This is a genomic window from Methylobacter sp. Wu8, from assembly GCF_036440755.1.
Taxonomy (GTDB): domain Bacteria; phylum Pseudomonadota; class Gammaproteobacteria; order Methylococcales; family Methylomonadaceae; genus Methylobacter_A; species Methylobacter_A tundripaludum_A.
Genome location: NZ_JAZGVT010000059.1, coordinates 1 through 25,710 on the forward strand (window position 1 = coordinate 1; position 25,710 = coordinate 25,710).

A 25,710-nucleotide genomic window follows, 5' to 3' on the forward strand; every position below is an offset into this window, starting at 1 on the left:
TGATCAAGGCTGAAAAAACGTCTAAAGTCGGTATCAAGATCAAACGGTTAAAGGCCGGATGGGACAATGATTATTTACTTCGTATCATCGGAATAATTTAAGCGCGATTGCCCTGCTTATCCTGCTAAGGATTGAAATAATCGGCCTGGAATTTTTTCGTAGCTCAGGAAATTGTCCGCCAAGCCGGTCTATGTGCCTGAATCAACATCCCGGTATTCAGACATGTTGATAGCCATAATGCCGCCGTAACCCAAATTAGACAGGCCCAAATACAAGAAGAGCCAGCCGTAATCTTCATCTATGGGGATCTGGTTGACTTGGCCGTAGAATTCAATTGACCCCGTAAGCAGCAACCAAAACACGCCTACCGGGACTAAGGCGCGGTAGTTCCGGCTGAAGCTGCAAAAGCAGTACGCGCCAAATTGGCTGAGCGTTAAATAAATCAGCATTAAACGCAGGTTGCCGGCCAATGGCCCGTAAAGTTCGCTGTTGTTGTCGAAAAACAATGAACTGCCGGCGGCGGAAACAAGGCTGGCAACCAGCAGAAAAATAACGGCGACATTAAAATTAACGGCCAGCACCGTGCTCAGTACTTGCAGTTTTTTTGGATTAAAAAATTTGGCGATCATAATCATCTCCAGGGAAAAAAAGATGCCCTCCACAAATACAGAGTTTGAAGGGCATATAGAGGAGGATAGGTGAGCCGGGGGCGAGTCCGGCCTGATTCGGTTTGATTCAGGAAGCCGCGAGCCGCGAGTCTTCCGGGGTTTTACTGCCGCCGTCACCCAGCGCAATCTCGCTGACCAAGGGTTCATCGGCATCTTCAACCGGCTCGGGTGGAGCAATCATCCGCCCTTGCATCAACTCGTCGATCTGGTACTTGTCCAGCGTCTCCCAATCCAGCAGCGCATGCGCCATGTTGTGCAGAATATCGATATGGTCTTTCAGGATTTGCTCGGCGCGTTGATAGTTGGTATCGATAACATGACGGATTTCCTCGTCGATGACTTGCGCCATCTTCTCGGACATCGGCTTGGCTTGCGGCCCCATGTAGCCGCCCTCGCTATCGCCGTAATCCATAGGGCCGAGGCGATCCGACAAGCCCCATTTGGTGACCATGTTGCGCGCCAATTGCGTGGCGCGTTCAATGTCGTTGGACGCGCCGGTGGTGACTTTGTTTTTGCCGTAAATCAACGCTTCCGCAACCCTGCCGCCAAACAGGCTGGAGATTTGGCCTTCCAGCTTGTCCTTGCCGGCGCTGTATTGGTCGCGTTCCGGCAGGAACATAGTGATGCCCAATGCGCCGCCGCGAGGCATGATGCTGACTTTGTAAACCGGGTCGTGGTCGGGTACGATCCGGCCGACTATCGCATGACCGGCCTCGTGATAAGCGGTCATCAACAGGTCGTCCCGGCTCATCACCATCGTGCGTTTTTCCGCGCCCATGATCATCTTGTCGCGGGCCTTGTCGAGGTCGTTCATCGTGACCACGCGCTGATTGCTACGGGCTGCAAACAAAGCACCCTCGTTAATCAGGTTGGCGAGTTCGGCTCCCGAAAAACCCGGAGTGCCGCGCGCCAGGTCGTTGATGTTGACGTCATCGGCCAGCGGCACCTTGTCGGCATGGACTTTGAGGATTTGCTCGCGGCCCTTGATGTCGGGCAAGCCGACCTGCACCTGGCGGTCGAAGCGGCCCGGCCGCAGCAAGGCTTTGTCTAGCACATCGGCGCGGTTGGTCGCGGCGATCACGATAATGCCTTCGTTGCCGTCAAAACCGTCCATTTCGACCAGCAGCTGGTTCAGGGTTTGTTCGCGCTCGTCATTGCCGCCGCCCATGCCGCCGTTGCCGCGATGCCGACCCACCGCATCGATTTCGTCGATAAAGATAATGCACGGCGCACGTTTTTTGGCTTCCGCGAACATATCCCGCACCCTTGACGCGCCGACACCGACAAACATTTCGACAAAATCGGAACCCGAGATCGAGAAGAACGGCACCCCGGCTTCACCGGCGATTGCTCTGGCCAGCAGCGTTTTACCGGTGCCCGGCGGGCCGACCATCAACACCCCGCGCGGTATTTTGCCGCCCAGCACTTCGTACTTGCCGGGATCCTTAAGAAAATCGACCATTTCCACCACGTCCTGCTTGGCTTCTTCGACACCGGCGACATCGGAAAAACGGACCTTGACCTGATCTTCGGCCATCAGCTTGGCGCGGCTTTTGCCGAAGCCCATTTGTCCGCCCGCCCCTCCGGTTTGTTTGCGCAGAAAGTAGACCGTCAAGGCGATCAGAAACAGCATCGGCGCCCAGGAAATCAGGATCTGGGTAAAAGTCGAAGGGACCTGAGGCTTTTCCACCTTGATTTTGACGCCGTATTCCAGCAACTCGTCTATCAGGCGCGGATCGTTGGGGTTGTAAGTGTTAAAACGCTCGCCGTTGCTGCGGCGGCCTTCTATATCAGCGCCGTTGATCACCACTTCCGAGATGCTGCGACTGCGCACGCTTTCGATAAAATCCGAATAAGGCACGGCATAGCTTTCCTCATAATCCGGGGAGGTGCGGTTGACGATGCTGTATAACACGGCGCCGATCACGCAAATGCCCAGGATGCGAAAAATATATATTTTCATGACTTTCGCCTCTCCGCTGAGTCGTTAATTTTCTTTGGAAAAGTATTTGAAAAAATCGGAATCGGGTTTTAGCACCAGCGTATCCTGGGTTTTTTCAAACGCCGTCTGATAAGCCTCCAGACTGCGGTAGAAGGCGTAAAATTCGGCGTTCTTGCCGAAGCTTTTCGCATAAATATCCGCTGACCCGGCATCGCCGCGGCCGCGAATGTTTTCACCGTTGCGCCGGGCATTGGCCAGGATCACCTGTTTCTGCTTGTCGGCCTCGGCGCTGATTTGCTCGGCGGTTTCAGCGCCTTGCGAGCGGAACTCCCGGGCCACCCGTTCCCGTTCGGCGCGCATCCGTTGATAAACCGAATTGCTGACTTCCTGCGGCAAATCGATACGCTTGATACGAATATCGATCAGTTCGATGCCGAACTTGGCCGCCACCGGCGATAGTTTGTCCAGCAAGGTGCGGCGCAGTTCGCTGCGGTCTTCGGAGATCAGCTGTTTGATCGTGCGGATGCCGAACTCGCTGCGCATCGCATCCTTCATGATTTGATCGAGGCGCAAATTGGCCTGATATTCATCGCCGCCGACCGTGGTGTAAAAAAGACCCACATCACCGATTTGCCACATGGCAAACGAGTCAACAATTACATTCTTCTTTTCAGAGGTAAGAAAACGCTCGGACTTGGCGTCCAAGGTCAGCACACGCGCATCAAATGTACTGACTTTATTGATGATGGGGGTCTTAACATGGAGTCCGGGCTTAAAGTCTGACGAGACCATTTCGCCAAGACGAAACAAGATGGCTTTTTGATGTTCCAGGACATAAAAAACCGATAGATAGGCCAGTATTAACAGGATGAAACTGGCGGGTAACAAAATGTGTGTTCTGCTCATGGTTTACTCCGGCTTGGACGTAAGCTGTTGGCGGCCGTTTTTGGGCCGTGGTTCTTGTCAATTGCGGCGGCTTCGGCAGTTGCTTCCGCTTGCGGTGCTTTGCTCTCCGCCGCCGGATGCGAAACCGGATTTTGCAAAGGCATGTACAGCTGCGGTGCGCTTTGACCGGCATCGACAATGATCTTGTTGGTGCCGCTGAGCAGCTTTTCCCTGGCTTCCAGGTACAAGCGCTTACGGGTAATGGCCGGGGCTTTTTCATATTCGACCAGCAGTTGGTCGAAGCGCTCGGTTTCGCCTTTGGCTTTGGCTATTTTTTCCGCTTCGTAAGCTTCCGCTTCGAGCAGCAAACGGGACGCCGCGCCGCGCGCTTTGGGGATAATCTCGTTGCTGTAGGCTTCGGCTTCATTGATCAAGCGCTGTTTGTCTTCCCGAGCGCGGATCGCGTCTTCGAAAGCGCCTTGCACTTCTTCCGGCGGCTGGGCGTCCTGCAAATTGACGCTAGCAATAATGATGCCGGCCTTGTAGTCATCCATTGCCGCCTGAATGTCGTTTTTGATCCGGGCGACAATTTCGCTACGCCCTTCGGTCAGCACATAGTCCATGTTGCTGGCGCCGATCACCGCGCGCTCGACGCTCTCGGTCAGCTGCTTCAGCGTTGCTTCGTTGTTCTTGACGTTAAACAGATAATCACGGGCGTTATTAATCTGGTATTGCACGGCGAGATGCACATTAACGATGTTTTCATCGGTCGTCAGCATCAACGATTCTTGAGCAATGCTAGCCGCCTTGCTGCCTCGGCCGCTGTCCCGGTAGCCCACTTCGATAAAACGTTGCTGCTCGACATTGACAATCGCGACTTTCTCGATCGGCATCGGCAGATGCCAATGCGGACCCGGTTGGGTGGTTTCGCTGTAAGCGCCAAAGCGGGTGATCACGCCGCGATTACCCTCATCAACAATGTAAACGCCGCTCGCCAGCCAAATCAGCGACAAGCCGCCGCAGGCAACGCCAGCGATTTTCGGCAGCGAGAATTGATTTTTATGGCTGGTAAAATAGCCGACCGACTTTCGGTAGCATGTTTTCCAGTGTTTTTCAAACTCAAACTTCCAGTCCGGTTGCTGGGTTGGTTTGGTTGTATTGTGCTTTTCTGATGACATAACCCCTCCTCAATGTTGCTGTGGCGCGATCTGGTTTTAGTAGCTGTCATTGGGTTCAAGGAACAGCATCAGGTCGTAACCAAACTGGTTTTTAAGTTTTTTTAACGCTTCGTTTTGTATCTGCCTGACTCTCTCCCGGCTTACCTGTAGTTGATCCGCAATGGCCTGCAAGGTCATTTCCGTGTGATTTTTTAACCCGAAGCGCATAGTAAGGATCGCCGCTTCTTTGTCCGGCAACGTGGCGACCACCTGATCGATATATTGGCTCAAATTGCTGTCAATCAGCTCATCGAGCGGCAGCGCAAATTGCTGTTGCTTCATGCCGGCCATCAACGCGAGTCCTTCATCTTCCTCGGTTTCCGCATCCAGCGAATGGTTGGCTTGGTAATAGCTCCTGATAGATTTGATCTCGTCTTCGCTTAAGTCGCAGAGCTTTTTTAATTGTTCGATACTGGGCCAGCGCTCGGTTTGCAGATAAGTGATGCGCATCGCTTCAAATACCGCGCCGGCTCTTTCCGCCAACGATACCGGCAGGCGAACGATTTTTTCCTGTTTAACGATCAGCCGGGATATGGCCTGTTTTATCCAGGGCATCGCATAGGTGGAAAACTGGAAGCCGCGATAAGGATCGAAACGATCGACCGCCTTGATCAATCCGATCACGCCTTCCTGAAGCAAGTCGTCGAAACTCAGTACTGTGGTTTTGTTTTTATGCGCGACAAATGCGACCAAGCCGATATTGCCGGCAATCATTTGCTGTCTAAGCCGTTGCAATGATTGGGCGGCTTGGGCAAGCTCCAGCCGGTAACCTTTAATAGCCGGACGATGACTAACCGTGGACAAGAACAAACCGGAGGCTTCGATTAAAAAACCCGGTAAAAAATGCAGGCTGCGCAACGAAGACCAGTCGGTGGAGTTTTTCAGTAAATAGCGGAAATCTTGAACAAGATTAGGCTGTACAAAATCGGATCCTTGTACAATAATCGCGTCAACTGTTTTGTCGCTGATTATTTGGCAAATATCCAGGTCATTGTCCAAATGAGACAGGCAGTGCTTGATCAAGAACGTCAACGTTTCATCATCGGCCAACAACAGCGACAGCAGATGCTGCCTGGCCTGCTCCAGGTTTATCGCAAGCGAAAGCGGTTCGGTTTCGCTAACCAACGTGGTTGAATTCGCTGCATTGAGTACGGCTTCTGTCATGGCTTGGCCTGTTGTTATGTTTTTAGCTTGGAACTAAAATTACTGCAATGTACAATATTTGTCAAATAAAATTATATACAAAACATAAACAATGTATTCGATAAAAGCAGTCACCACTTTGACCGGACTGAGCGCCGAAACCCTGCGTGCTTGGGAGCGCCGTTATGCGGGCATCACCCCGACGCGCAGCGATAATGGCCGCCGCCTGTATTCACAGCAGGATCTGGAAAAGCTCACATTGCTTGCCCAGCTGACGCGCAACGGCCATACCATCAGCAAAATCGCCGGTTTGAATTGCGAGGCCTTGCGCGACCTGCAACAGCGGGCTCAAGGCGTGCAGAAAGACTCGCCGTCTCCGTTGCTGGATCAGATTGTTGAAGCCGTTCTGGACTATCGGATCGACCGTTGCGAGCTGTTATTGAAGCGTGCCTTGCTGGCCAGCGAGCCGCTGGATTACGCCCGCAACATTTTGTTGCCGGCCCTGGAAAAAGTAGGCGATCTTTGGCATCAAGAGAAACTGAGCATAGCCCAGGAGCACATGTTTTCCAGTTGCGTGAAACGCATCGTGTTGAGCATGGCCCACAGCTTGTACAACACGTCAAGCAGCGGCCCGGCCATGCTGTTCGCCACGCCGAGCGATGAACCGCATGAATTCGGTATTTTGCTAAGCTGCCTGCTGGCGGCCGCCCAACAGTACCGCTGCTATTATTTGGGTGCTAATCTGCCCGGCAAGGATATTGTCGAAGCTGTCCGGCATTTAAAACCCGATATTGTCGTTATCGGTATGACGAAAACGCCGCCTGAACCTGCAACCATTGAACAGCTGCAAATTGTCGTCGAGGCAAAAGAAACCGCTGATTCGGCGGTATGGATAGGGGGGAATGGCGCGGAACATTGGAGCCGGCATTCGGTGCCGCCATCACAAGGCTGCGAATTGATTACAGACATCAGCCATTTTTACAGTAAAGCTCAGCAGTGGCGGATGCTGGATAAGGTCTGATATTGCATGGCGTTAGGGCAAATAGGTTCGCACTTTTCGCTTAAGTTTGTTATTTGCTTGCCTAAACCGATTTTTACCGGCAACACGGAGGAGGCGAAGAAATTTTGGACATTCAAAATGGTTTGGCGCATTGCAGGCCGCTGCGTGACGGAGCCCATCACGCATAGAGGTCAGTTCTTTAATTTTGCTGTCCAGCTCATCCGCCTTGGCTAAAAGCAACGTTCTATTAATGTCAGGCCCTTCAGGGGTAAACATTTCACCAATCTCATCAAGCGAGAAACCGGCGCTACGTCCCAAAGATATTAAAGCCAGACGCGCTATAACATTGGCGCTGAATAGACGGCGCAAGCCAAAGCGGCCGTTTGACTGGATCAGTCCTTTTTCTTCATAAAATCGTAATGTTGAGGCTGGTAATCCAGATGCCTTTGCAACTTCCGCTATATCCATTATTTCACCCGTCGTAATTAATGCTTGACTTCAAGTTGACTTGAGCTTTTATCCTAGCTCTGAACACAACTTAGCACAACATTTAGGGTACGGTCGTTAATAACTTCCTAATATGGATCGGGTAAAATTTTTCCGTTCGCCCTGAGCCCTTCGACAAGGCCTTTCGTGCTGAACGTAGCCGAAGGGGCAGTACGAAAGGCTTGACGACAGAAGACAGTGATTTCGGGACGTTATTTTTAACCAAACCCTTAAGCCATTAAGTTGGTGGCATGTTATTTATTCTTGAAGAATTTAAGGAGTCGATATGGAAGCAAGTTTTTGGCATCAAAAATGGGAACGGGGTGATATTGGTTTTCATGAAACTGAGGTAAACCCGTTTCTAATAGAACATTTTGAAAAATTAAATCCGGCAAAGGGTAGTCGTGTATTCCTGCCGTTGTGTGGCAAGACACGTGATATTGCCTGGTTGCTTGCCTGCGGTTATCGAGTTGTTGGCGCAGAATTGAGCGAACTCGCCGTTAACGATTTATTTAAAGAACTTGGCTTGGAGCCGGAAATCTCCAAAATTGGGGAATTGGCCCGCTACAGCGCTAAAGGTATCGACATATTAGTGGGTGATATTTTTGACGTGTCTGCTGAATATCTTGGCCCCCTAAGCGCGATATACGATCGCGCGGCTTTGGTTGCCCTGCCTGCCGGCATACGAGAGCAATATGCGTCACACCTGATGAACATAACCGGCGCAGCGCCGCAGCTGCTGATCTCTTATGAATACAATCAACTGCTGATGGCTGGCCCACCGTTTTCAGTTAACGAGCACGAAGTAAAGCAACATTATGGCTCTACTTACCAATTGAAGCCTGTTGAACGCAAGAATGTTGAGGGCGGATTGAAGGGGAAAGTTGACACAATAGAGATCGCTTGGTTGCTCCAAAAAGCCAAATAAATAGCCGGAAATTAAACCATAAACACTAAATCAAACACCGTAGATTTATCACACCGCCTTTCAGTAGCCAAAATAGCCGATAAAGCTGACTTAAACGATACTGTTGGCCCTATGGACGAAAGAACATTGGACTCGATAGTCATTCAGTTCGAAAACGCGCGTGGAGGCCGTATTTATGACGAGCTTGTGTTTGGCGCGCTATAAACGCAGCGATTCATGAAATCATGGACATTATGACCGCTTATTGCGGCGCTGAGCAGGCCGGAGAGCAAGCAGACAGCCGATTGCCTTAAAGGGTTGTCGGTTTTTTGTGTATTGTTTTCGTACAGATAACCGCGCAGCAGTAATTAACGCACTTAAACACAGACAAGATAGGGGTTAGGGTGTGATTTTTTGCTTTCCCGGTTCGCATTTTGGCACACTCAAACGCTGATGTGATACAGGGTTAAGCCTGTTTTGTCTCATAGATCCGCATAGAGAAATTTCCGCAAATCAAGGCTATCAAAACAAACCCCATAAGCGGAAAAGTCAATGTGATAATGTAATAAACAAGAGCGATATAACAAAGTAGCATTGAGAACTAAAATAGCAGCCTGTGTTATTTTAGTTTTTCTATATAATCTAAATTATCAAACAAGACTGTTTTAATTTGTAGGAAAAGCCACGGCAATGAAAGATTTTCAGGCAGGTCGGATCGATCAGCAAACCCATTATAAGAGTTTTCAGCCTAACCCGATCAATCGAGGCTGGGTGCTTGATGACATGGCGTTGATTCAGTTGCTGGGACAGGCAGATCGTGAATTGGGGCGGCTGGATATGTATTCGGACTACATCCCTAATATCGATCTGTTTATCAGTATGCATGTGCTAAAGGAGTCCACACAATCGAGCAAGATCACTAACCATGTTAAGAAGGGATGAAGACATATCTACTTCTTCGTTAATAATCGTTTCAAAACGCAATCTTGCTGAATGGAACGAACGACAAAATAATAAAAAAAATGACATCTAGGCCTGATTTAAACTGCAATCCACAAATACCGCCCAATCAATAAAGGACAAAGTGAATCCATGAAAAACAAATTAATAATTGCGGCGGCCTGTGTATCGTTTGCCGGGTGTGCAAATTTAAAATATCCTGGTTGGCAGGATGTTGGTATTTTTAATTCGGTCGATGGTATGCCGTGCGTTGATTATGGAAAAGTGGAGCAATGCACCGACACAGAAAAAGATTGCAAGGAGTGGTTTAAAAAGAGAGCGACAATTGTTAATTCAAATGCTGCTGTCATGCACCGGAAGGGACGCACTGATTCATTCACTGGTAGATATTTTAGTTGCAAAGATGGGAACCCGATTTACAAAATGCCCACTTTTAGCAAAGAGGGATATACAACTGGCTCAAACACGGTGACTGGTCAGGCGTTCTTGACTCAAAAAGGTGGTGGAGTTGTTACGTGCGCCGGAAATCCTGTTGAAATGCACCCAAATACTGAGTATTTTAATCAGTTATTTAATGATGTTGCCAATGGTTACGCAGCCATAGAAAAGTTAAGCCAAGACGAAAAGAATTTACTAAAAACCAGCCAATGCGATGCTCAGGGTAATTTTGAGTTTCACAAGGTTCCATCGGGCAAGTGGGTTATTACGGTAAATGTAAGCTGGGACGTAAACTCTGTTAGGTATAATGGTTTTTATTATTATACTGACAGTCAAAAACAAGGAGGTTATCAAACGAAAGAGGTCAATGTTCAGGAGGGTGAAGTAAACAAATTTATCATTTCACAATAAATTCTTCACGGTTATTGATTAACCATCAAAATCAAAGCCGGTTTAATCACCGGCTTTTTTGCATAGGGCGCATTATACGAGGTCTATTTATTTTGGTCTTTGAAACGTTGAAATCTTTCATTTATTTCATTTGATGTTTCCAATGCATCTTTAAATAATAAGTCCAGAAAATCTGATGCATTCTCATTTGTCCTGTTTGTTCTTTTTATCGATTCTTGAACACCTTCTTTAAGGTGTTCAAGGATACTTTCTTTTCCTTCAGCATCGTGAAATTGTAAAGCTAGTAGTTGAGCTACGACGCGCTCTAAAATTTCGATTTTTTCTTGTGTGTCCATAACTTGTTTTTTTTATTTAATTAACAATGATTCGCAACAAAGCGAAGGGCATGCGTAAGTAGTACCGTCCGTTTTTTACTCTTTACTTTTTATCCTAAAATTTGGCAACCGTTGCGACGGTCTTTTTGTGTTTTATTTAATAGGTGTTTTTTTGAAATGCCTATTATAGGCCTATTAATTTTTTAGCGGACATAAAAAAGGCCTTAGATTTGCACCTAAAGCCTTGATATTCTTGGAGCTGGCGATGGGAATCGAACCCGCGACCGGCTGATTACAAATCAGCTGCTCTACCGACTGAGCTACACCAGCGAAGAAGCGCGTATTATACACAACATTTTTTTCTTGGCTAGTACTTTTTTGGCTTTCTTTTTGCCTTGTTTTTGTTGACAGGCTGCGGCTTGCTTTTTCCTGAACGGGTGCTGTCCAGTCCGGTATATTTGGTTTTAAAGCGCTGGATTTTTTCGGGCGTTTCAACCGTGCCTTTGGGCTGGAAGCTGGGGATCAAATGCTGCTTGCCGTTGCCGATCAAATCGCTGCGGCCCATGTCTTTTAACGCTTCGCGCAATAACGGCCAGTTCTTGGGGTCGTGATAACGCAGGAAGGCTTTGTGCAGGCGGCGTTGCTTGACGCTTTTGGGGATCGGGATGTCGGTTACGGTTCGGCTGACTTTATGCAGCGTGTCTTTGCCGGAGTGATACATCGCGGTGGCGATGGACATCGGCGAAGGCAAGAAGGCCTGCACTTGGTCGGCCCTGAAGCCGTTACGCTTTAGCCATAACGCCAGATTGAGCATGTCTTTATCGGTGGTGCCGGGATGGGCGGCGATAAAGTAGGGGATTAAATATTGTTCTTTTCCTGCTTCCTTGGAAAATCTGTCGAACATGTCCTTGAAGCGGTCGTAAGTGCCCATGCCCGGCTTCATCATTTTGGATAATACGCTTTGCTCGGTGTGTTCCGGGGCGATTTTAAGGTAGCCGCCGACATGGTGGGTGACCAGCTCCTTGACATATTCCGGCGATTCCACGGCCAAGTCGTAACGCAAACCGGACGCGATAAAGATTTTCTTGATGCCGGGCAATGCGCGGGCTCTGCGGTAGAGCTTGATCAGCGGGGTATGGTCGGTATTCAGGTTGGGACAAATGCCGGGATAAACGCAGGACGGTTTGCGGCAGGCGGCCTCGATTTTCGGATCTTTGCAGGCCAGCCGGTACATGTTGGCGGTAGGCCCCCCCAGGTCGGAAATATGGCCGGTAAAAGCGGGCGAGGTGTCGCGGATGGCTTCGATTTCCTTGATGATCGAATCTTCCGATCGGCTTTGGATGATGCGGCCCTCATGCTCGGTGATCGAGCAGAAAGTGCAGCCGCCAAAACAGCCGCGCATGATGTTGACCGAATGCTGGATCATTTCAAAGGCGGGCACGTTGGCGTTGCCGTAGGCTTTGTGCGGCACGCGGGAGTAGGGCAGGTCGAACACGCCGTCCATTTCCTTGGTGGTCAGCGGAATCGGGGGCGGATTGATCCACACCTGCCGGGCACCGTGCAGCTGAATCAACGGGCGCGCATTGCCGGGATTAGTCTCGCCGTGCATGACCCGCGAGGCGTGGGCATACAGTATCGGGTCGTCTTTTACCGCTTCGTAGGCGGGCAGGCGGATGACGGTTTGCGAGCGCCGGTTTCTGAGCAGCGATTTATCAAAATGAATGATTTTTTCGTCGGCATTGCCCGGATCCGGTTTTTTATCGCAAGCGGGCTCTTCTTGATAAGGATTTTGCGGTGGCATGACCGCTCCCGGATGATCGATGTCAGTGGAGTCCTTAATCGCAAAGCCTTCCGGTATTTGTTTGACGAAATGCACGGTGCCGCGTATGCCTTTCAGTTCCGATATGGTTTCGCCGTTAGCCAGACGATGGGCGATTTCGACGATCTGGCGTTCGGCATTGCCGTAAACCAGCAGGTCGGCTTTGGAATCCAGCAGCACCGATTTCCTGACCTTATCCGACCAGTAATCGTAATGCGCAATGCGTCTCAAGCTGGCTTCGATGCCGCCGATGATAATCGGCACGTCCTTGTAAGCTTCGCGGCAGCGGTGCGAGTAGACGTTAACCGCGCGGTCAGGGCGCTTGCCCGCTACGCCGTCGGGGGTGTAGGCATCGTTCGAGCGGATTTTTTTGTCCGAGGTATAGCGGTTGACCATCGAGTCCATGTTGCCGCCGGTCACGCCGAAAAACAGGTTCGGGCGGCCAAGCTTCATGAAATCCTTGGCGCTGGTCCAGTCCGGCTGGGAGATGATGCCGACCCTGAATCCCTGCGCTTCAAGCAACCGTCCAATCAGCGCCATGCCAAAGCTGGGGTGATCGATATAGGCGTCGCCGGTCACCAGGATTATGTCGCAGGCGTCCCAGCCGAGTTCGTCCATTTCAGCTTTGCTCATCGGCAGAACCGGGGCAATGCCGAAGCGCTGCGCCCAGTACAGGCGGTAGCTAAAAAGATTGGGTTCGGTTTGCAAGGCGGTAGACATTATTTTCTTATCGAGTTGTTGATGACGCTGGAATTGTGCTTGATGATGTCCCTTAAATAAGAGACAAATTCGATCTGGTAAAGCTGCTCAAGAATGATGGCCCGGGTTCGCAGGTCTTTCAGGGAATAGAGCGGAGCCCCTTCGTTGAAGGCCAGGCCGATAATATTGCCCCTGTCTTTAACCGGCAGAAATAAAATCCGCCAGTCAAAAGTCTGTCCCAGCCACAGCGCCGCTTGCTGGAATAAGGGGTTTTTAAGGCCGCCCCAAAGATTGATGACCAGCATGCCGTCTGTTTTTAACAGCATTTTGCAGGCATCGAAAAACGCATGATTACTGATTGACGGCGCCATGCCTTCATGGTCGAACGCGTCAACAAACACCAGGCTGTATTGCCCGCTTTGGCTGTCGGTTCGCTGGCGGACATATTTCGCGCCGTCATCGATGATAACCTTCAGGCGCGGGTCCAGCGGCAGGCCGAAATGGCTGCGTGCGATTTTGACCACGCTCGCCCTGTATTCGACGGCTCTCAATCGGCATTCCGGGAAATGATGCAGCAGGTACTTGGTTAATGAGCCGCCGCCCAAACCGATAATTAAAGCTTCGTCATCAAGCGTGGGCTTAAATAACATCCAGCTGGTCATGCAGCGTACATAATTCAGGTACAGTTTATCCGGGTCGGCCAACAGCATACTGCTCTGCCGGGGAAACGAGCCAAAGTGCAGCGACCTTACGCCGTCACGCTCGACAACTTCTAAAATGCCGTCATCATCGTGGCTTTCGTGGATAACGCGGCCTTCATATCTATACATAAACGCGGGGAGTTCTTAAAGGATTGGCTAAATATTATACAGCAGAATGAGGTTTGGCTGGTGTGTTGATTCGGCTGTTCGGCGAGCGTAGGGGGGAATCGGAGGTATAGCTTCGTGTTCACCGGAGTACAAGGCTTGCCTTGTATGTGTAAATTGTTCAAAGCTTCCGCTCCTCGGCAAACTGCTCCTGTGTCGCCTAAAGCGCCTACTGTTTAAGTTGCTGTGCGTACAAATGACGACAGCGGGGTGAAATTGTAGTGTTTCCGATGAGAAGGAGATAAAGCCGGGACTCAACAGATTGAACCCCGGCTTGAAGGTTAAAACAATCCGGTAATTTTACCGTTATCGTCAATATCGATACGTTCAGCCGCAGGCACTTTAGGCAGGCCCGGCATCGTCATCATGTCGCCCGCAATCGCGACAATAAAGCCGGCGCCGTTTGCCAGCCGGACATCGCTGATCTCAACAACATGCCCGGAAGGCGCGCCCTTGGCGTTCGGGTCGGTTGTAAACGACATTTGGGTTTTCGCCATGCAGATCGGGAACTTGCCGTAATCGGCATTCCATGCGGCCAGCTGTGCTTTCACTTTGGCGTTTGCGGTGACGCTGCCGGCCCCGTACAGCTTGGTTGCAATGGCTTCGATCTTTTCCCAGAGGCTCAGGTTTTCGTCGTAGACGTAATTAAACTCGGGTTCGCGGTTGTCGACGATGTCGCTGACCGCATGGGCCAATTCCTCAGCGCCCGCGCCGCCGTTCGCCCAATGCGTGGAAACCACGCATTGGGCGCCCAAGGCTTCGCATTTTTGCTTCAGCAACGCGATTTCCGCATCGGTGTCGAACGTGAAGTGATTGATGCACACCACGCAAGGTAGGCCGTAATGGTGGGTGATGTTATGCAAGTGGCGCTCAAGGTTTTCAAAACCTTTTTCCAGCGCGGCCAGATTCTCCTGGTTTAACTCTTCCTTAACCACGCCGCCGTGGAATTTAAGCGCTCTGACCGTGGCGACCAGCACCACGGCGGACGGTTTGAGCCCGGCCATGCGGCATTTAATGTCGATAAATTTCTCAGCGCCCAAATCGGCCCCGAAACCCGCTTCGGTCACCACATAATCGGCCAGCTTCAGCGCGGTTTTGGTCGCGCTTACGGTGTTGCAGCCGTGGGCGATGTTGGCGAACGGCCCGCCGTGGATAATCGCGATATTGTTTTCCAGCGTTTGCACCAGGTTCGGTTTTATCGCGTCTTTCAGCAACGCCGCCATCGAGCCTTGCGCATTCAAGTCGCGGGCGTAAACCGGCGTTACCCGGTCGGATTTATAGCCGATCACGATGCGGCCCAAGCGTTCTTTAAGATCCGCACGGCTGGTCGCCAAGCATAAAATTGCCATGACTTCGGAAGCCACCACGATGTCGTAACCGTCCTCACGCAAATAGCCGTTGGCGGGGCCGCCCATGCCGACCACGATGTTACGCAGGGCGCGGTCGTTCATATCGACAACGCGTTTCCACTGGATGCGCCGCGGATCGATGTCCAGCGCGTTGCCGTGATTGATATGGTTGTCGATCAACGCCGACAGCAGGTTATGCGCCACGCCGATCGCGTGAAAATCGCCGGTAAAATGCAGGTTGATGTCTTCCATCGGCACAACCTGCGAGTAACCGCCGCCCGCCGCTCCGCCTTTTACGCCAAAGCACGGGCCTAATGAAGGCTCGCGCAGGCACATCATGGTTTTTTTGCCGATGCGGTTCATCGCATCGCCGAGGCCCACGGTAGTCGTGGTTTTGCCTTCGCCGGCCGGGGTAGGGCTGATCGCGGTAACCAGAATCAGCTTGCCGTCTTGTTTATCGGACAGGCTGCCCACGTATTCCAGAGACATCTTGGCTTTGTAATGACCGTAAGGGTCCAGGTGTTCGGCGTCGATGCCGTATTGTTCTTTAACCAAGCCGATGATCGGTTTCATATTGGCTTGTTGGGCTATTTCTATGTCTGACATTTTTATATTTTCAAAAAAGTTGGTTGAATTTGGTTTTTAGTATTCGTAGGCGTGGGCTACTACTGATAACTCGCCCATGCCTCATCTTCTTCAGGCCGATTCCAATCGGCTGCTAATGCGTCCTCTCTTAACAAAGCGGGATTTTGTTTGGACGACATTGCCAGGCGGGCAGCTTTGACGTGCATGAACTCAATAAAATCGAATATTTCTTGCTGCATAGGCTCAGGGAGTGCGCTGATTTTTTGCGGTTATTTCTTGAATGGAATGTGTCATTAATTTTTCCTGTTCAAATCTTTAGCTGTGTAAGGTAATGCGAGAACGATATGTCAATAGATTAAATGGTTACGAAAGCCTGAATAGTGCTTACGGTAAGTTGTGCCTGTTTTTTCCTTAACATTTCAATTTTCAATTGCTGCACTTCTGGCCCGGTTCTTGGCACTCTTGATGCGACAATGTGACAGCCTTTTTTAATTCCGCGATGATCATCAATAAATCTGTCGATAGTGGCAACTAATTGGTCATAGGCTTCTTGTATATGACGGCCTTTCAATTCGACATAAATTACACTGCAAATTTTATCAGAAGCAGCGTTATCAATAATTTCAAACATGTAGTCGCAACGCTTGCTTGAATCTACAATCAAACAGCCATCGACTTTGATTTTTCTTACCACTTTTCCTGATGGATTTTTTATCGTCAGCTTTCTGTTGTTTTCATTGGCTGTTATCAATTTGTTGGTTGTTTGAGTTGCGCAATTGCCATAATCCATTATTCAGCACCGTACAAAATCTCAGTAGCCACGCTAAACGCCGTATCGAATTCATCCGAGACTGCGTCAAGCAGATTTGCGCCAATCAGACGGTTTTCCATATCGATGATGGATTCGAGCTTGCCTTTATTTAATGTATAAGCGGACACATCCTCCAAACGAATCAGCTCATCAGCAGGCAGGACTTTTCCGAGTTTCTTTAGCTTGTTTTTATCGCCATTGGCTTTGTTGTAGGCGTCTTGTCCGACCACTAAATTATTTATCGCCGTTAATATATAAGGACTATGCGTGGTTATAAAAAAGGAATGTCCGAAGGTGTTATATATCGTGGCAATAAGGCTGATAATTTGCTTTTGCGATATGGGAAACAAATGCGCTTCGGGCTCTTCTATGAAATATATTGAGGGGCTGATGTTTTCAGAAGCAAAAGGCCAAAGTTTCAGCATCAAAAGCATAGGTAACGATTCTTGTTGGCCTGATGAAGCGTTCGCCAAATTAGTCCTATTGCCATTATATAAAATCCAGTCCTGTTCTTCTGCGTAAACGTATTCACCAACAACTATATCGCTAACAAGTTTATCTACTTTTTTTCTGGTCGCTTCATTAGCGTTATCGCCTAAAAGATCATCGTGATGAAGTCGTTTCGAATTTTCATAGTGAGAACCAAATTCTTTGATGAACGGGTCTATATCGATGTTACTGGCAAGGAATGAAAAAATATTCTTTTGTAAGTTTGCAAAAAAAGACCGGCTAGCTGGAATAAAGATAGGTCTTCTGTTTATGTTACTAAATACGGAATCTTTTATTTTTTCAGAAACTGTCTGATAGAAGATCCACTCTTTTGGTAGAAGTGTGCTTCTGTATTTTTGTTCTATCTGTCGTGCATCTAATTCATCTAAAGCCAGTTTGTAAAAGTTTTTTAATTCTCTATGTAAGTCAGTCAATTCTTTGCAATAACTTAGCTTCAATGTGTATTTATTGCCTGCTCTGACTCTTACAATAGATACTTCATAATTCCCATTTGTATAAACAATTGAGAACTCTTGGTTTATCCATGAATACCGGGGGAAAATCTCTTCAAATTGAGCCAAACATTTCTTCTCAATTTCCCGTTTTGTTTCAAATTTTTCGACTGATGGAATAAAAATATCTGGAAAGAAGTTTTTAAAAAAGTAGGCAAGCTTGGCAATAACGCTTTTACCTTGGGCTTGCGCACCAATTAAGATATTAATTTTTCGTATCTCAAAATCTGCGTGATCTATGGTTAAGAAGCCATTAATTTCGATGCGTTCCATTAATCTTTCCTAAAAACGATAAGCCAAAATGTCGGGCAACGAAAAGCAGTCGCCTAAAGCGCCTACTTTTGGTGCCCGATCTACCTATTAACTATAAACCGGAAACCGCGCACAAAGATTGCAGACTTTGTCGCGGACTGCGGCAATGACGCTTTCGTCTTCTATGTTTTCCATCACGTCGCACATCATGTGTGCGATCTCAATCACTTCAGCTTCCTTAAAGCCGCGGGTGGTCGGTGCCGGCGTGCCGACACGGATGCCGCTGGTCACAAACGGCGATTGCGGGTCGTTAGGCACGGCATTTTTGTTGACGGTGATATGCGCTCTGCCTAAAGCTGCGTCGGCCGCCTTGCCGGTGATGCCTTTGGCGATTAAGGAAACCAGCATCAAATGATCGTCGGTGCCGCCGGAAACCACGTCGAAGCCGCGTTTCATGAATACTGCGGCCATCGCTTGAGCGTTTTTAATCACTTGTTGTTGATAAACGCGGAACTCGGGCTGCATGGCTTCCTTAAACGCAACGGCTTTTGCCGCGATCACATGCATCAACGGGCCGCCCTGAATGCCGGGGAAGATGTTGGAGTCGAATTTTTTCTCCAGTTCCGGGTTGCTTTTGCACAAAATCAGACCGCCGCGCGGGCCGCGCAAGGATTTGTGCGTGGTGCTGGTGACCACGTCGGCAATCGGCACGGGGTTGGGGTATAAACCTGCGGCGACCAGACCGGCGATGTGCGCCATATCGACAAACAGGTAAGCGCCCACTTTATCGGCGATGTCGCGGAAGCGTTGCCAGTCCCAGATGCGCGAGTAGGCGGAAAAGCCGGCAACCAGCACTTTGGGTTTGTGTTCCAGAGCGAGGGCTTCGACTTGTTCATAATCGATTTCGCCGGTTTCAGGATGCAAACCGTATTGCACCGCATGGTAGATTTTGCCGGAGAAGTTCGGTTTGGCGCCGTGGGTTAAATGGCCGCCGTCGGCAAGGCTTAGGCCCAGGATGGTATCGCCCGGCTGGATCAGGGCCATGAACACCGCCATGTTGGCTTGCGAGCCTGAATGCGGCTGCACGTTGGCGTAATCGGCGCCGAACAATTCCTTGGCGCGGTCGATGGCCAATTGCTCGGCCTTGTCGACAAATTCACAGCCGCCGTAGTAACGCTTGCCGGGGTAGCCTTCGGCATATTTGTTGGTCAACAGGGTGCCTTGCGCTTCCATGACCCGCGGACTGCAATAGTTTTCGGAGGCGATCAGTTCGATATGATCTTCCTGGCGTTGGCGTTCTTCTTCGAGGGCCTGGAACAATTCATCATCGAAGCCTTTGATAGTCATTGATTTTTTAAACATGGTGTTCTCCTGGATTAATATTTTTTTGTTTAAGGGGCAGGCTGGATCAGCAGTATTTGCAGATCGGCGACATTGGTGCCTGTCGCGCCGGTATTCACTAGGTCGCCGGACGCTTTTAAAGCGGTGTACGAGTCGTTGTTCTCAAGTAGCCCGGTCGGGTTTACGCCTGCCTGCGTCATGCGTTTAATCGTATCCCGGTCAACGATGCCGCCCGCCGCATCGGTGGGGCCGTCGCGGCCGTCGGTGCCGCCGCTGAGGAACGCCCAGTTGCCGGTTAAGCCTTGTTGCTCGGCTGCAATCGCAAAAGCCAAGGCCATTTCCTGATTGCGGCCGCCGCGTCCCGCGCCTTTCAATGTGACTGTGGTTTCACCGCCCGCCAGCAGAGCTATGGGTTGGTTTACGGTAAGCGCTTTTGCGTGGGTAGCCAGCTTTTCGGCTTCCTCTCTGGCTTCGCCGCATAAGTGATCGCTGTATAGTTCGGTTTTGTAGCCCAGCTTCTGTGCGGCTTGCAGCATCGCATTGACGCTGATGGTATTGCTGCCGACCAAAGTGTGTCCGGTGTTGTTGAAAATAGCGTCGCCCGGCTTGGGTGTTTCGGCAATATGGCTCAGATCGCCCTGTTCCAGATGCTGCCGGACATTGCTCGGAACCTGATCCCAAACGCCGTTGGCTTTAAGAACCTCGATCGCATCGGCGTAAGTGGTGCCGTCTGCTACGGTGGGGCCGCTGGCAATGGCGCTTAGGTCATCGCCCAACACGTCGGATAAGATAAGCGCATGCAAAGACGCAGGCGCAGCCATACGGGCCAGGCCGCCGCCTTTGAGTTGCGACAAATGTTTGCGCACGCAGTTGACCTGGTTGATGGCGGCTCCTGAGGCCAGCAGTAAATCGGTAGCAGCAATCTTTTCCTGCAAGCTAATCCGTCCGGCAGGGTAGGGGATCAGCGCCGAACCGCCGCCGCTGACCAGTACCAGCACCAGTTCATTCTGTTGCGCATTCTGTACGCGTTCGGCAATGAGTTGAGCGGCTTTAAGCCCGGCGGCATCGGGCAAGGGATGCGCTGCGCCGATCACGTCAACATTGTCGACGCTGCTTACATTCTCGTAATTGGTGACGGCTATGCCTCTGTCCGCCAGCTTTCCTGCCGGAATGATTTCCTGCGCCGCTTGCGCCATTGCGCAGGCGGCTTTGCCGAAAGCGATAAGGTGGATTTTTGAATAATCGTCGAAGAGCTTGGGCGCCAAGCAGTGTTTAACCGCCTGATAAGGATCGGCCGCCGCTATGCCCGCCTGAAAAATGCGAAGGGCGTCTTGTCTAAGTAAAACCAAATCGGTTTGATCGGGTAAAGGCTTCATGTCGGGCTCTGTGGCGGCAGGCGCTGTTTAAGCCATTTCCTTAGCCAGCGCGAAGATATTTTCGGCGTCGAAAACCTGCTTGTTGTCTTCAAACAGCTTTGCAATACAGGCGCGGTGTAAAGCTAGTTTCAGCGAGCCGAAACCGATAGCGCCCCAGATGATTTTGCCGTTGCGCAGGTTGCCTTTGTCCATCACGTCGGTACCGCCGATGCCCAATGGGGGTGTAGCGTTGGCGTCGGCGATCATTTCGATGTTGGTGTTGTGTTGCCATTGCTCGGCTGTGAGCAGTTCCACGCCGGCCGCGCCGGTTGCAAAAACAATGTTCGCGTGTTCGATGGCTTTGGCCCGCGCATCGTTATCGAAAGCTTCGACAGGGGTCAGGTTTACGCCAAAGCGTGCTTTCATGTTGTCGCAGGCTTGAACGGCGCGCTCCATTTTACGGCCGGTCAATGTGACTTCCGCGCCTTCCTTAGCCAGCATCGCCGCCGCGCGTTGTCCTACCGGGCCGGTGCCGGCCAGAACCACCGCTTTTTTACCGGCCAGGACGCCGCTGGACGCCAGTTTTGCAACGGCGGCGGCGGCCGTGGTGTTGCTGCCGTTACTGTCGAGCATGACCGAAACCTGAAAGCCGGGAAAAAAGTGTTTTTGCACAGCGCTAAATAACGCCTGACCCGCGATCATGTCGCTGCCGCCGACAAAAATGGCGGTATTTTTCTTGTCTTTGGGCGCACGGGTAAATATCGTGCCTTCCACCAGCGCCGAGATGTTGTCAGGCGTCAGTCCTCCGTGTCCGATCACATGATCCGCACCGCCGTCATAGGCTACAACAGTATCGAAAACTGATGGGTGAGTGTCTGTGTCGAATTGGAATAGCAGTTTTTTCATTAACTTACTCGTGATCGGTTGTCTGGTGTGCGTGAATGCGATTATTAAAGCGGCGTATTATATCGTGATAAACGAAACGCTGCCTTATTTAGCCTGCTTCCTGATTAAGCAGGATTTGTAATTTTGCGGTGTTTTTTTGATATGCTTGCTAGTAGAGGCTTATCTTCGTTATTATTCCGTAAAAAAGGACTTATGCTGTGGTTGTTAGGCGTTGTCGGCAATTGCTCCCGCATTGCTCTACCTCCTGCATCCATGCAGTCGTCGGGAAGGGGCGGTTGCGGTGTTTTCCGATTATCCTGGTAGCTTTATCGAATAAGCTTAGGAAAAAATATACAAACCAAAGGAAAAAAACAGATGAAATCACCCGTTCACATTGCCGTAACAGGCGCCGCAGGACAAATCAGCTATTCTTTGCTGTTCCGGTTGGCGGCCGGTGCGCTATTGGGCAAAGAGCAGCCGATCGTACTGCATTTGCTTGAAATAACGCCGGCAATGAGCGCCTTGCAAGGCGTGGTGATGGAATTAAAAGATTGCGCTTTTCCTTTGCTGCACCGTATCGAAGTGACGGACGATCCCAGAGTGGCTTTCAAGAATGTCGACTATGTATTTTTGGTTGGCGCACGGCCGAGAGGGCCGGGCATGGAGCGCAAGGATTTACTGGAAGTCAATGCGGAGATTTTTGCGGTTCAAGGCAAAGCCTTGAGCGATGTTGCAAGCAGAAAGGTAAAGGTTTTGGTGACCGGCAACCCGGCCAACACCAATGCCCTGATCGCCTTGAGTAATGCGCCGGACCTGAAGCCGGAAAATTTTTCCGCAATGACAAGGCTGGATCATAACCGGTCGCTAAGTCAGTTGGCTGAGAAATGCGGTGTTCTACCTGCCGATATAAAAAACATGATTGTTTGGGGCAATCATTCGACTACGCAGTATCCCGACATCCATCATGCCAAGGTCAAGGGGCAGGACGCCTTGTCTTTGGTCGATAACGATTGGTACGTCAATGAATTCATTCCGATCGTTCAGCAGCGGGGAGCTGAAATCATTAAAGCCAGAGGCCAATCCAGCGCAGCATCGGCTGCCAATGCTGCGATAGGCCAGATGAGAACCTGGGCTTTGGGCACCGATCCGGGCGACTGGGTCAGCATGGCGGTGTTATCGGACGGCAATTACGGTATAGAGCCCGGCTTGGTTTACTCTTTCCCGGTAACGGTAATTGACGGCGAGGTGAATGTTGTCAGAGGCCTCGATATTAACGAGTTTAGCTGGAAAAGAATGCGCATTACCGAGGCCGAATTAAAAGAAGAAAGGGATGCGGTTAAGCATTTATTGAAATAAAGGCTCCGTCAGGGGCTTTTTAGGCACACCGCCGTTCGTGGCTTCGCCGTAGCGCGTTCAATCAAACACAATCACTTCATGTCCCCTATCATTCGATTCGACCGCGTATCGGTTACCGTTCACGAAAAAACGATTCTATCCGACGTCAGTTTTGCCCTTTTACCGGGAGAAAAAGCCGTGTTATGCGGCAAATCCGGTTCCGGTAAAAGCAGCGTACTGAAAACCTTGCTCGGACTTCATCCGATAAAATCAGGCACGGTTTACTTCCAGCAACAACCGCTGACTCCGGCATCCGTCCAAACCGTTCGAAGCTGCACCGCTTATATTGGGCAAGAACCGATGCTGGCTGCCGAAAGCGTGCGCGAAGCCCTGCTGTTGCCTTTTCAATTCAAAGCGCATCGCGATCATCGCCCGACCGAAGCCCGGCTTATCGAGGTGTTGCAACGGCTGCAGCTGCCAGGCAGTATTTTAAGCCGGCAAAGCAGCCGTATTTCCGGCGGCGAAAAACAACGGATTGCACTGGCCAGGGGCCTGTTATTGGGCAAAAAACTGTACCTGCTCGACGAAGTGACCAGCGCGCTGGATACGGAAAGCAAGCAAGCCGTGTTCGATGTTTTCTCCGATCCCGAGCTGACGGTGCTTTCGGTCACTCACGACCCGGAGTGGGTGGAGCGTTGCACTATTATTTTTGAACTTGAAGCGGGTCGATTGACTTAAGGGCGTCATGGAAACACTGGATATTCAACTGCCGCAGATGGCGCTGCTCTACGGCCTCTGCTTGCTGCCCTGGTTACTGCTCTGGCTGATCGGCCTGCGTTTGAGCCGGGACATAGGCGTCAGCATCCTGCGCATGACCATCCAGTTAATGCTGGTCGGCATTTATCTGAAAATGCTGTTCGACCTGAACAATCCCTGGCTCAACGGCTTATGGATACTGGTGATGCTGATAGTCGCCGATTTAAGCATTCTGCGCCGCGCCGGACTTAAGGCGCGTTATTTTGCGCTGGCCACGTTTGCCGCGATTGCAGTCAGCATACTGTTCTCCACCACCTATCTGGTGATCCTGGTCATCCAGCCGACGCACTTTTACGACGCCCGATATATCGTGCCTTTGGCGGGAATGATTCTCGGCAACTGTTTGCAAGGCAACGTCATCGCGTTGGAGCGCTTTTATTCGGCGCTGCGCAAGAACGAAAACGAATATGCGACCTTTTTGATGCTGGGTGCGACACGCTGGGAAGCCGTGCGCCCGTATTTTCGGGATGCGGTCAAGGCTGCAATCAATCCGACCATCGCCGGCATGGCGACCATGGGCTTGGTGTCTTTGCCCGGCATGATGACAGGTCAAATTCTGGGCGGCAGCGAACCGTGGCTGGCGGTGAAATACCAAATCGCGATCATGATCTGCATTTTCACCAGCACCACCGTAGCCTGCATCATCAACCTGAAACTCAGCCTGAATATCGGCTTCGATGCGTTTGATGTGCTGAGGGATGAAGTGGTTGAGAAACCTTGATTGATCGGCTCTTCAAGCCGCGTCGCGAGCTTGTAGGCCCAAGGCTTTGGGTCCGTCCATCAGCACCGAGGCGAGATAAAGGGGCGCCAACGGATAGGCCAGATCGCCGGCGGCATCGTTGAAAAAAACTGACCAGTCCAAGCAGCCAGACGGTGCGGGGTAATGCGAAAAGAGGCTTTAACATTCAGATTTCGCTCAAAAAATGTTAGTTGATGTGATTCAATCTATTGGACTTAATGGCGGTGCTGTACAGGTTCGGTTGCAACCAGCGAACAGCATGCGTGATTGGTTGTTCCCTGTTCAACTTGCAGAGTGCTGTGATGAATGGAATACCGTTCTTTCAGTGTTTGTGCGATGCCGTCCATAAATGCATCGTCAGGGCGGCCGTCAGGCATGACCAAGTGAGCCGTCAACGCTGTTTCGGTGGTGCTCAATCCCCAAATATGCAAATCATGGACGTCGGTTACACCGTCCAATTGGCGCAGGTACATGTCAATTGCGGGCGCGTTAACCTCTTTAGGCACGGCGCTCAAGGCCAATCGCAGCGAATCGCGCAACAAGCCCCAAGTGCCTATCACGATCACGGCCACAATCGCTAAACTGATGGCCGGGTCGAGCCAGTACCAGCCGGAATGCAACATCGCCAAGCCGGCAATCACCACTGCGAGCGACACCGCGGTATCCGCCACCATATGCAGGTAAGCGCCACGAATGTTTAAATCCTTTTTGCCGCCTTTCATCAGCAGCAATGCGGACAGCCCGTTGATGACGATGCCAACCGCCGCCACAATCGATATGGTTAGACTGGCTACCGCCGGTGGTTGCGAAAAGCGGTGAACGGCTTCCCATGCAATCGCGCCACATGCCACCAAGAGTAATGCGGCGTTAGCGAGCGCCGCCAGAATGGAGGTGCTGCGCAGTCCGTAGGTGTAGCGCTGGTTCGGCTGCCTGCGCGCTAAAATAACCGCACCCCATGCCAACAGCAGGCAGAGCACGTCGGATGCATTATGCCCCGCATCGGCCATGAGAGCGGTTGAGTTGGCGATAACCCCATAGGCGAACTCAATCGCTACGAATACCAGATTCAGCAATATGGTGAAGATGAAAGTACGCCCTTGGTGATTCGGGGTAGGGTGATGGTGTCCTGCGGAATGATCGTGTTGGTGATGATGGGCCATTACTTATAAATCCTCGTCCGGCAAAATAACGTGTGATCTTGGAACGGCATAGCCTTTTCCGGTATTCCGCTCAGGTTTGTTCCAAGCTCATATCGTATAACTTTATCTTTAAATATCCATCGGGTCGATTTTTCTGGAAAAATCAGTCGATCCGCGAAAACCCAAAGTAAACGTCTGCGCCGGATAAAGAGCGGAGTTTGTGTGCTAGACTGGGAAGCATCGCCAGGGACTGTCGAATAATCACGGGAGCGGCCGGGTTTCGCAGGCTCAACAATCCAGGTATACACGCTCAAGGTGCAGTAAAAGCGAGCGAGTCTGTCAATTTT

At 50.7% G+C, this 25,710-nt stretch carries 25 protein-coding genes and 1 tRNA gene; 7 read left to right on the forward strand and 19 right to left on the reverse strand.

The features are described from left to right. Positions 1-188: 188 nt before the first annotated feature. The 5 genes from V3O24_RS08600 to V3O24_RS08620 all read right to left on the reverse strand — a co-directional run bounded on the left by V3O24_RS08600 (position 189) and on the right by V3O24_RS08620 (position 5,876). Complete coding sequence (locus V3O24_RS08600; protein WP_331306947.1) at positions 189-629, reverse strand: hypothetical protein; 441 nt, start codon at positions 627-629, stop codon at positions 189-191. 106 nt (positions 630-735) lie between these two features. Next, positions 736-2,631 carry an ATP-dependent zinc metalloprotease FtsH gene (gene ftsH / locus V3O24_RS08605; RefSeq protein ID WP_331306948.1) on the reverse strand — a complete coding sequence of 632 codons (1,896 nt, stop codon included), beginning with the start codon at positions 2,629-2,631 and terminating at the stop codon, positions 736-738. Positions 2,632-2,655: 24 nt separating this feature from the next. Further along, the gene (hflC, locus tag V3O24_RS08610; RefSeq protein ID WP_104423087.1) at positions 2,656-3,516 is read right to left on the reverse strand and encodes a protease modulator HflC; all 861 of its coding nucleotides are present in this window, start codon (positions 3,514-3,516) and stop codon (positions 2,656-2,658) included. Beyond that, positions 3,513-4,673, reverse strand: coding sequence for an FtsH protease activity modulator HflK (gene hflK, locus V3O24_RS08615; protein ID WP_104423088.1), 1,161 nt, complete (start codon positions 4,671-4,673; stop codon positions 3,513-3,515). The genes hflC and hflK overlap by 4 nt, the downstream gene beginning before the upstream one ends. A gap of 36 nt (positions 4,674-4,709) precedes the next feature. Next, entirely contained in the window at positions 4,710-5,876 is a 1,167-nt protein-coding gene (locus V3O24_RS08620) for a sigma-70 family RNA polymerase sigma factor (protein WP_331306951.1), read from the reverse strand. 91 nt (positions 5,877-5,967) lie between these two features. Here V3O24_RS08620 and V3O24_RS08625 point away from each other — a divergent pair, with 91 nt between their 5' ends. After that, on the forward strand, positions 5,968-6,876 hold the full coding sequence (locus V3O24_RS08625; protein WP_104423090.1) for a MerR family transcriptional regulator: 909 nt from the start codon (positions 5,968-5,970) through the stop codon (positions 6,874-6,876). A gap of 12 nt (positions 6,877-6,888) precedes the next feature. On the opposite strand, the gene V3O24_RS08630 is transcribed toward V3O24_RS08625, so the two are convergent. Next, positions 6,889-7,323: a helix-turn-helix domain-containing protein gene (locus tag V3O24_RS08630; RefSeq protein ID WP_331306953.1), complete on the reverse strand. Its 435-nt coding sequence runs from the start codon at positions 7,321-7,323 to the stop codon at positions 6,889-6,891. A gap of 304 nt (positions 7,324-7,627) precedes the next feature. On the opposite strand from V3O24_RS08630, the gene tmpT reads away from it, so the two are divergent. The 3 genes from tmpT to V3O24_RS08645 all read left to right on the forward strand — a co-directional run bounded on the left by tmpT (position 7,628) and on the right by V3O24_RS08645 (position 10,057). After that, on the forward strand, positions 7,628-8,269 hold the full coding sequence (gene tmpT / locus V3O24_RS08635) for a thiopurine S-methyltransferase (RefSeq protein ID WP_331306955.1): 642 nt from the start codon (positions 7,628-7,630) through the stop codon (positions 8,267-8,269). Positions 8,270-8,938: 669 nt separating this feature from the next. Continuing rightward, positions 8,939-9,190, forward strand: a complete 252-nt coding sequence (locus tag V3O24_RS08640; RefSeq protein ID WP_331306956.1) for a Fic/DOC family N-terminal domain-containing protein — start codon at positions 8,939-8,941, stop codon at positions 9,188-9,190. A gap of 150 nt (positions 9,191-9,340) precedes the next feature. Further along, positions 9,341-10,057, forward strand: coding sequence for a hypothetical protein (locus V3O24_RS08645; protein WP_331306957.1), 717 nt, complete (start codon positions 9,341-9,343; stop codon positions 10,055-10,057). Positions 10,058-10,140: 83 nt separating this feature from the next. Here V3O24_RS08645 and V3O24_RS08650 read toward each other — a convergent pair whose 3' ends face one another. From V3O24_RS08650 to V3O24_RS08700, 11 genes are all read right to left on the reverse strand, one after another. Further along, positions 10,141-10,392, reverse strand: coding sequence for a hypothetical protein (locus V3O24_RS08650; protein ID WP_331306958.1), 252 nt, complete (start codon positions 10,390-10,392; stop codon positions 10,141-10,143). A gap of 233 nt (positions 10,393-10,625) precedes the next feature. Further along, positions 10,626-10,701, reverse strand: a tRNA-Thr gene (locus tag V3O24_RS08655). A gap of 37 nt (positions 10,702-10,738) precedes the next feature. Continuing rightward, on the reverse strand, positions 10,739-12,910 hold the full coding sequence (locus tag V3O24_RS08660) for a YgiQ family radical SAM protein (RefSeq protein ID WP_331306959.1): 2,172 nt from the start codon (positions 12,908-12,910) through the stop codon (positions 10,739-10,741). Then, a complete protein-coding gene (locus tag V3O24_RS08665) occupies positions 12,910-13,719 on the reverse strand; it encodes a spermine synthase (RefSeq protein WP_331306960.1) in 810 nt (269 codons plus the stop codon). The genes V3O24_RS08660 and V3O24_RS08665 overlap by 1 nt, the downstream gene beginning before the upstream one ends. Positions 13,720-14,036: 317 nt before the next feature. After that, a complete protein-coding gene (locus V3O24_RS08670) occupies positions 14,037-15,710 on the reverse strand; it encodes a formate--tetrahydrofolate ligase (RefSeq protein ID WP_331306961.1) in 1,674 nt (557 codons plus the stop codon). 59 nt (positions 15,711-15,769) lie between these two features. Beyond that, positions 15,770-15,928 carry a hypothetical protein gene (locus V3O24_RS08675; protein ID WP_331306962.1) on the reverse strand — a complete coding sequence of 53 codons (159 nt, stop codon included), beginning with the start codon at positions 15,926-15,928 and terminating at the stop codon, positions 15,770-15,772. 116 nt (positions 15,929-16,044) lie between these two features. Then, complete coding sequence (locus V3O24_RS08680; RefSeq protein WP_331306963.1) at positions 16,045-16,479, reverse strand: hypothetical protein; 435 nt, start codon at positions 16,477-16,479, stop codon at positions 16,045-16,047. Further along, entirely contained in the window at positions 16,479-17,774 is a 1,296-nt protein-coding gene (locus tag V3O24_RS08685; RefSeq protein ID WP_331306964.1) for an AAA family ATPase, read from the reverse strand. Before V3O24_RS08685 ends, V3O24_RS08680 begins: the two co-directional genes overlap by 1 nt. Positions 17,775-17,861: 87 nt before the next feature. Further along, positions 17,862-19,115 carry a serine hydroxymethyltransferase gene (gene glyA / locus V3O24_RS08690; RefSeq protein WP_331306965.1) on the reverse strand — a complete coding sequence of 418 codons (1,254 nt, stop codon included), beginning with the start codon at positions 19,113-19,115 and terminating at the stop codon, positions 17,862-17,864. A gap of 29 nt (positions 19,116-19,144) precedes the next feature. Continuing rightward, positions 19,145-20,470 (reverse strand): glycerate kinase, encoded by a 1,326-nt coding sequence (locus tag V3O24_RS08695; protein WP_331306966.1) that lies wholly within the window; start codon positions 20,468-20,470, stop codon positions 19,145-19,147. A 27-nt stretch (positions 20,471-20,497) separates the two neighbouring features. Further along, complete coding sequence (locus tag V3O24_RS08700) at positions 20,498-21,355, reverse strand: NADP-dependent methylenetetrahydromethanopterin/methylenetetrahydrofolate dehydrogenase (RefSeq protein ID WP_104423102.1); 858 nt, start codon at positions 21,353-21,355, stop codon at positions 20,498-20,500. 354 nt (positions 21,356-21,709) lie between these two features. Between V3O24_RS08700 and V3O24_RS08705 the strand changes: the two genes are divergently transcribed. From V3O24_RS08705 to fetB, 3 genes are all read left to right on the forward strand, one after another. Next, positions 21,710-22,690 (forward strand): malate dehydrogenase, encoded by a 981-nt coding sequence (locus V3O24_RS08705; protein ID WP_104423103.1) that lies wholly within the window; start codon positions 21,710-21,712, stop codon positions 22,688-22,690. Positions 22,691-22,768: 78 nt separating this feature from the next. Next, positions 22,769-23,407, forward strand: a complete 639-nt coding sequence (locus V3O24_RS08710) for an ATP-binding cassette domain-containing protein (RefSeq protein ID WP_331306967.1) — start codon at positions 22,769-22,771, stop codon at positions 23,405-23,407. A gap of 7 nt (positions 23,408-23,414) precedes the next feature. Then, positions 23,415-24,206, forward strand: a complete 792-nt coding sequence (gene fetB, locus V3O24_RS08715) for an iron export ABC transporter permease subunit FetB (RefSeq protein ID WP_331306968.1) — start codon at positions 23,415-23,417, stop codon at positions 24,204-24,206. A gap of 12 nt (positions 24,207-24,218) precedes the next feature. Here fetB and V3O24_RS08720 read toward each other — a convergent pair whose 3' ends face one another. Both V3O24_RS08720 and V3O24_RS08725 read right to left on the reverse strand, forming a co-directional pair. Then, positions 24,219-24,347 carry a hypothetical protein gene (locus V3O24_RS08720; RefSeq protein WP_331306969.1) on the reverse strand — a complete coding sequence of 43 codons (129 nt, stop codon included), beginning with the start codon at positions 24,345-24,347 and terminating at the stop codon, positions 24,219-24,221. A 92-nt stretch (positions 24,348-24,439) separates the two neighbouring features. Then, the gene (locus tag V3O24_RS08725) at positions 24,440-25,384 is read right to left on the reverse strand and encodes a cation diffusion facilitator family transporter (protein ID WP_331306970.1); all 945 of its coding nucleotides are present in this window, start codon (positions 25,382-25,384) and stop codon (positions 24,440-24,442) included. Positions 25,385-25,710: the final 326 nt, after the last annotated feature.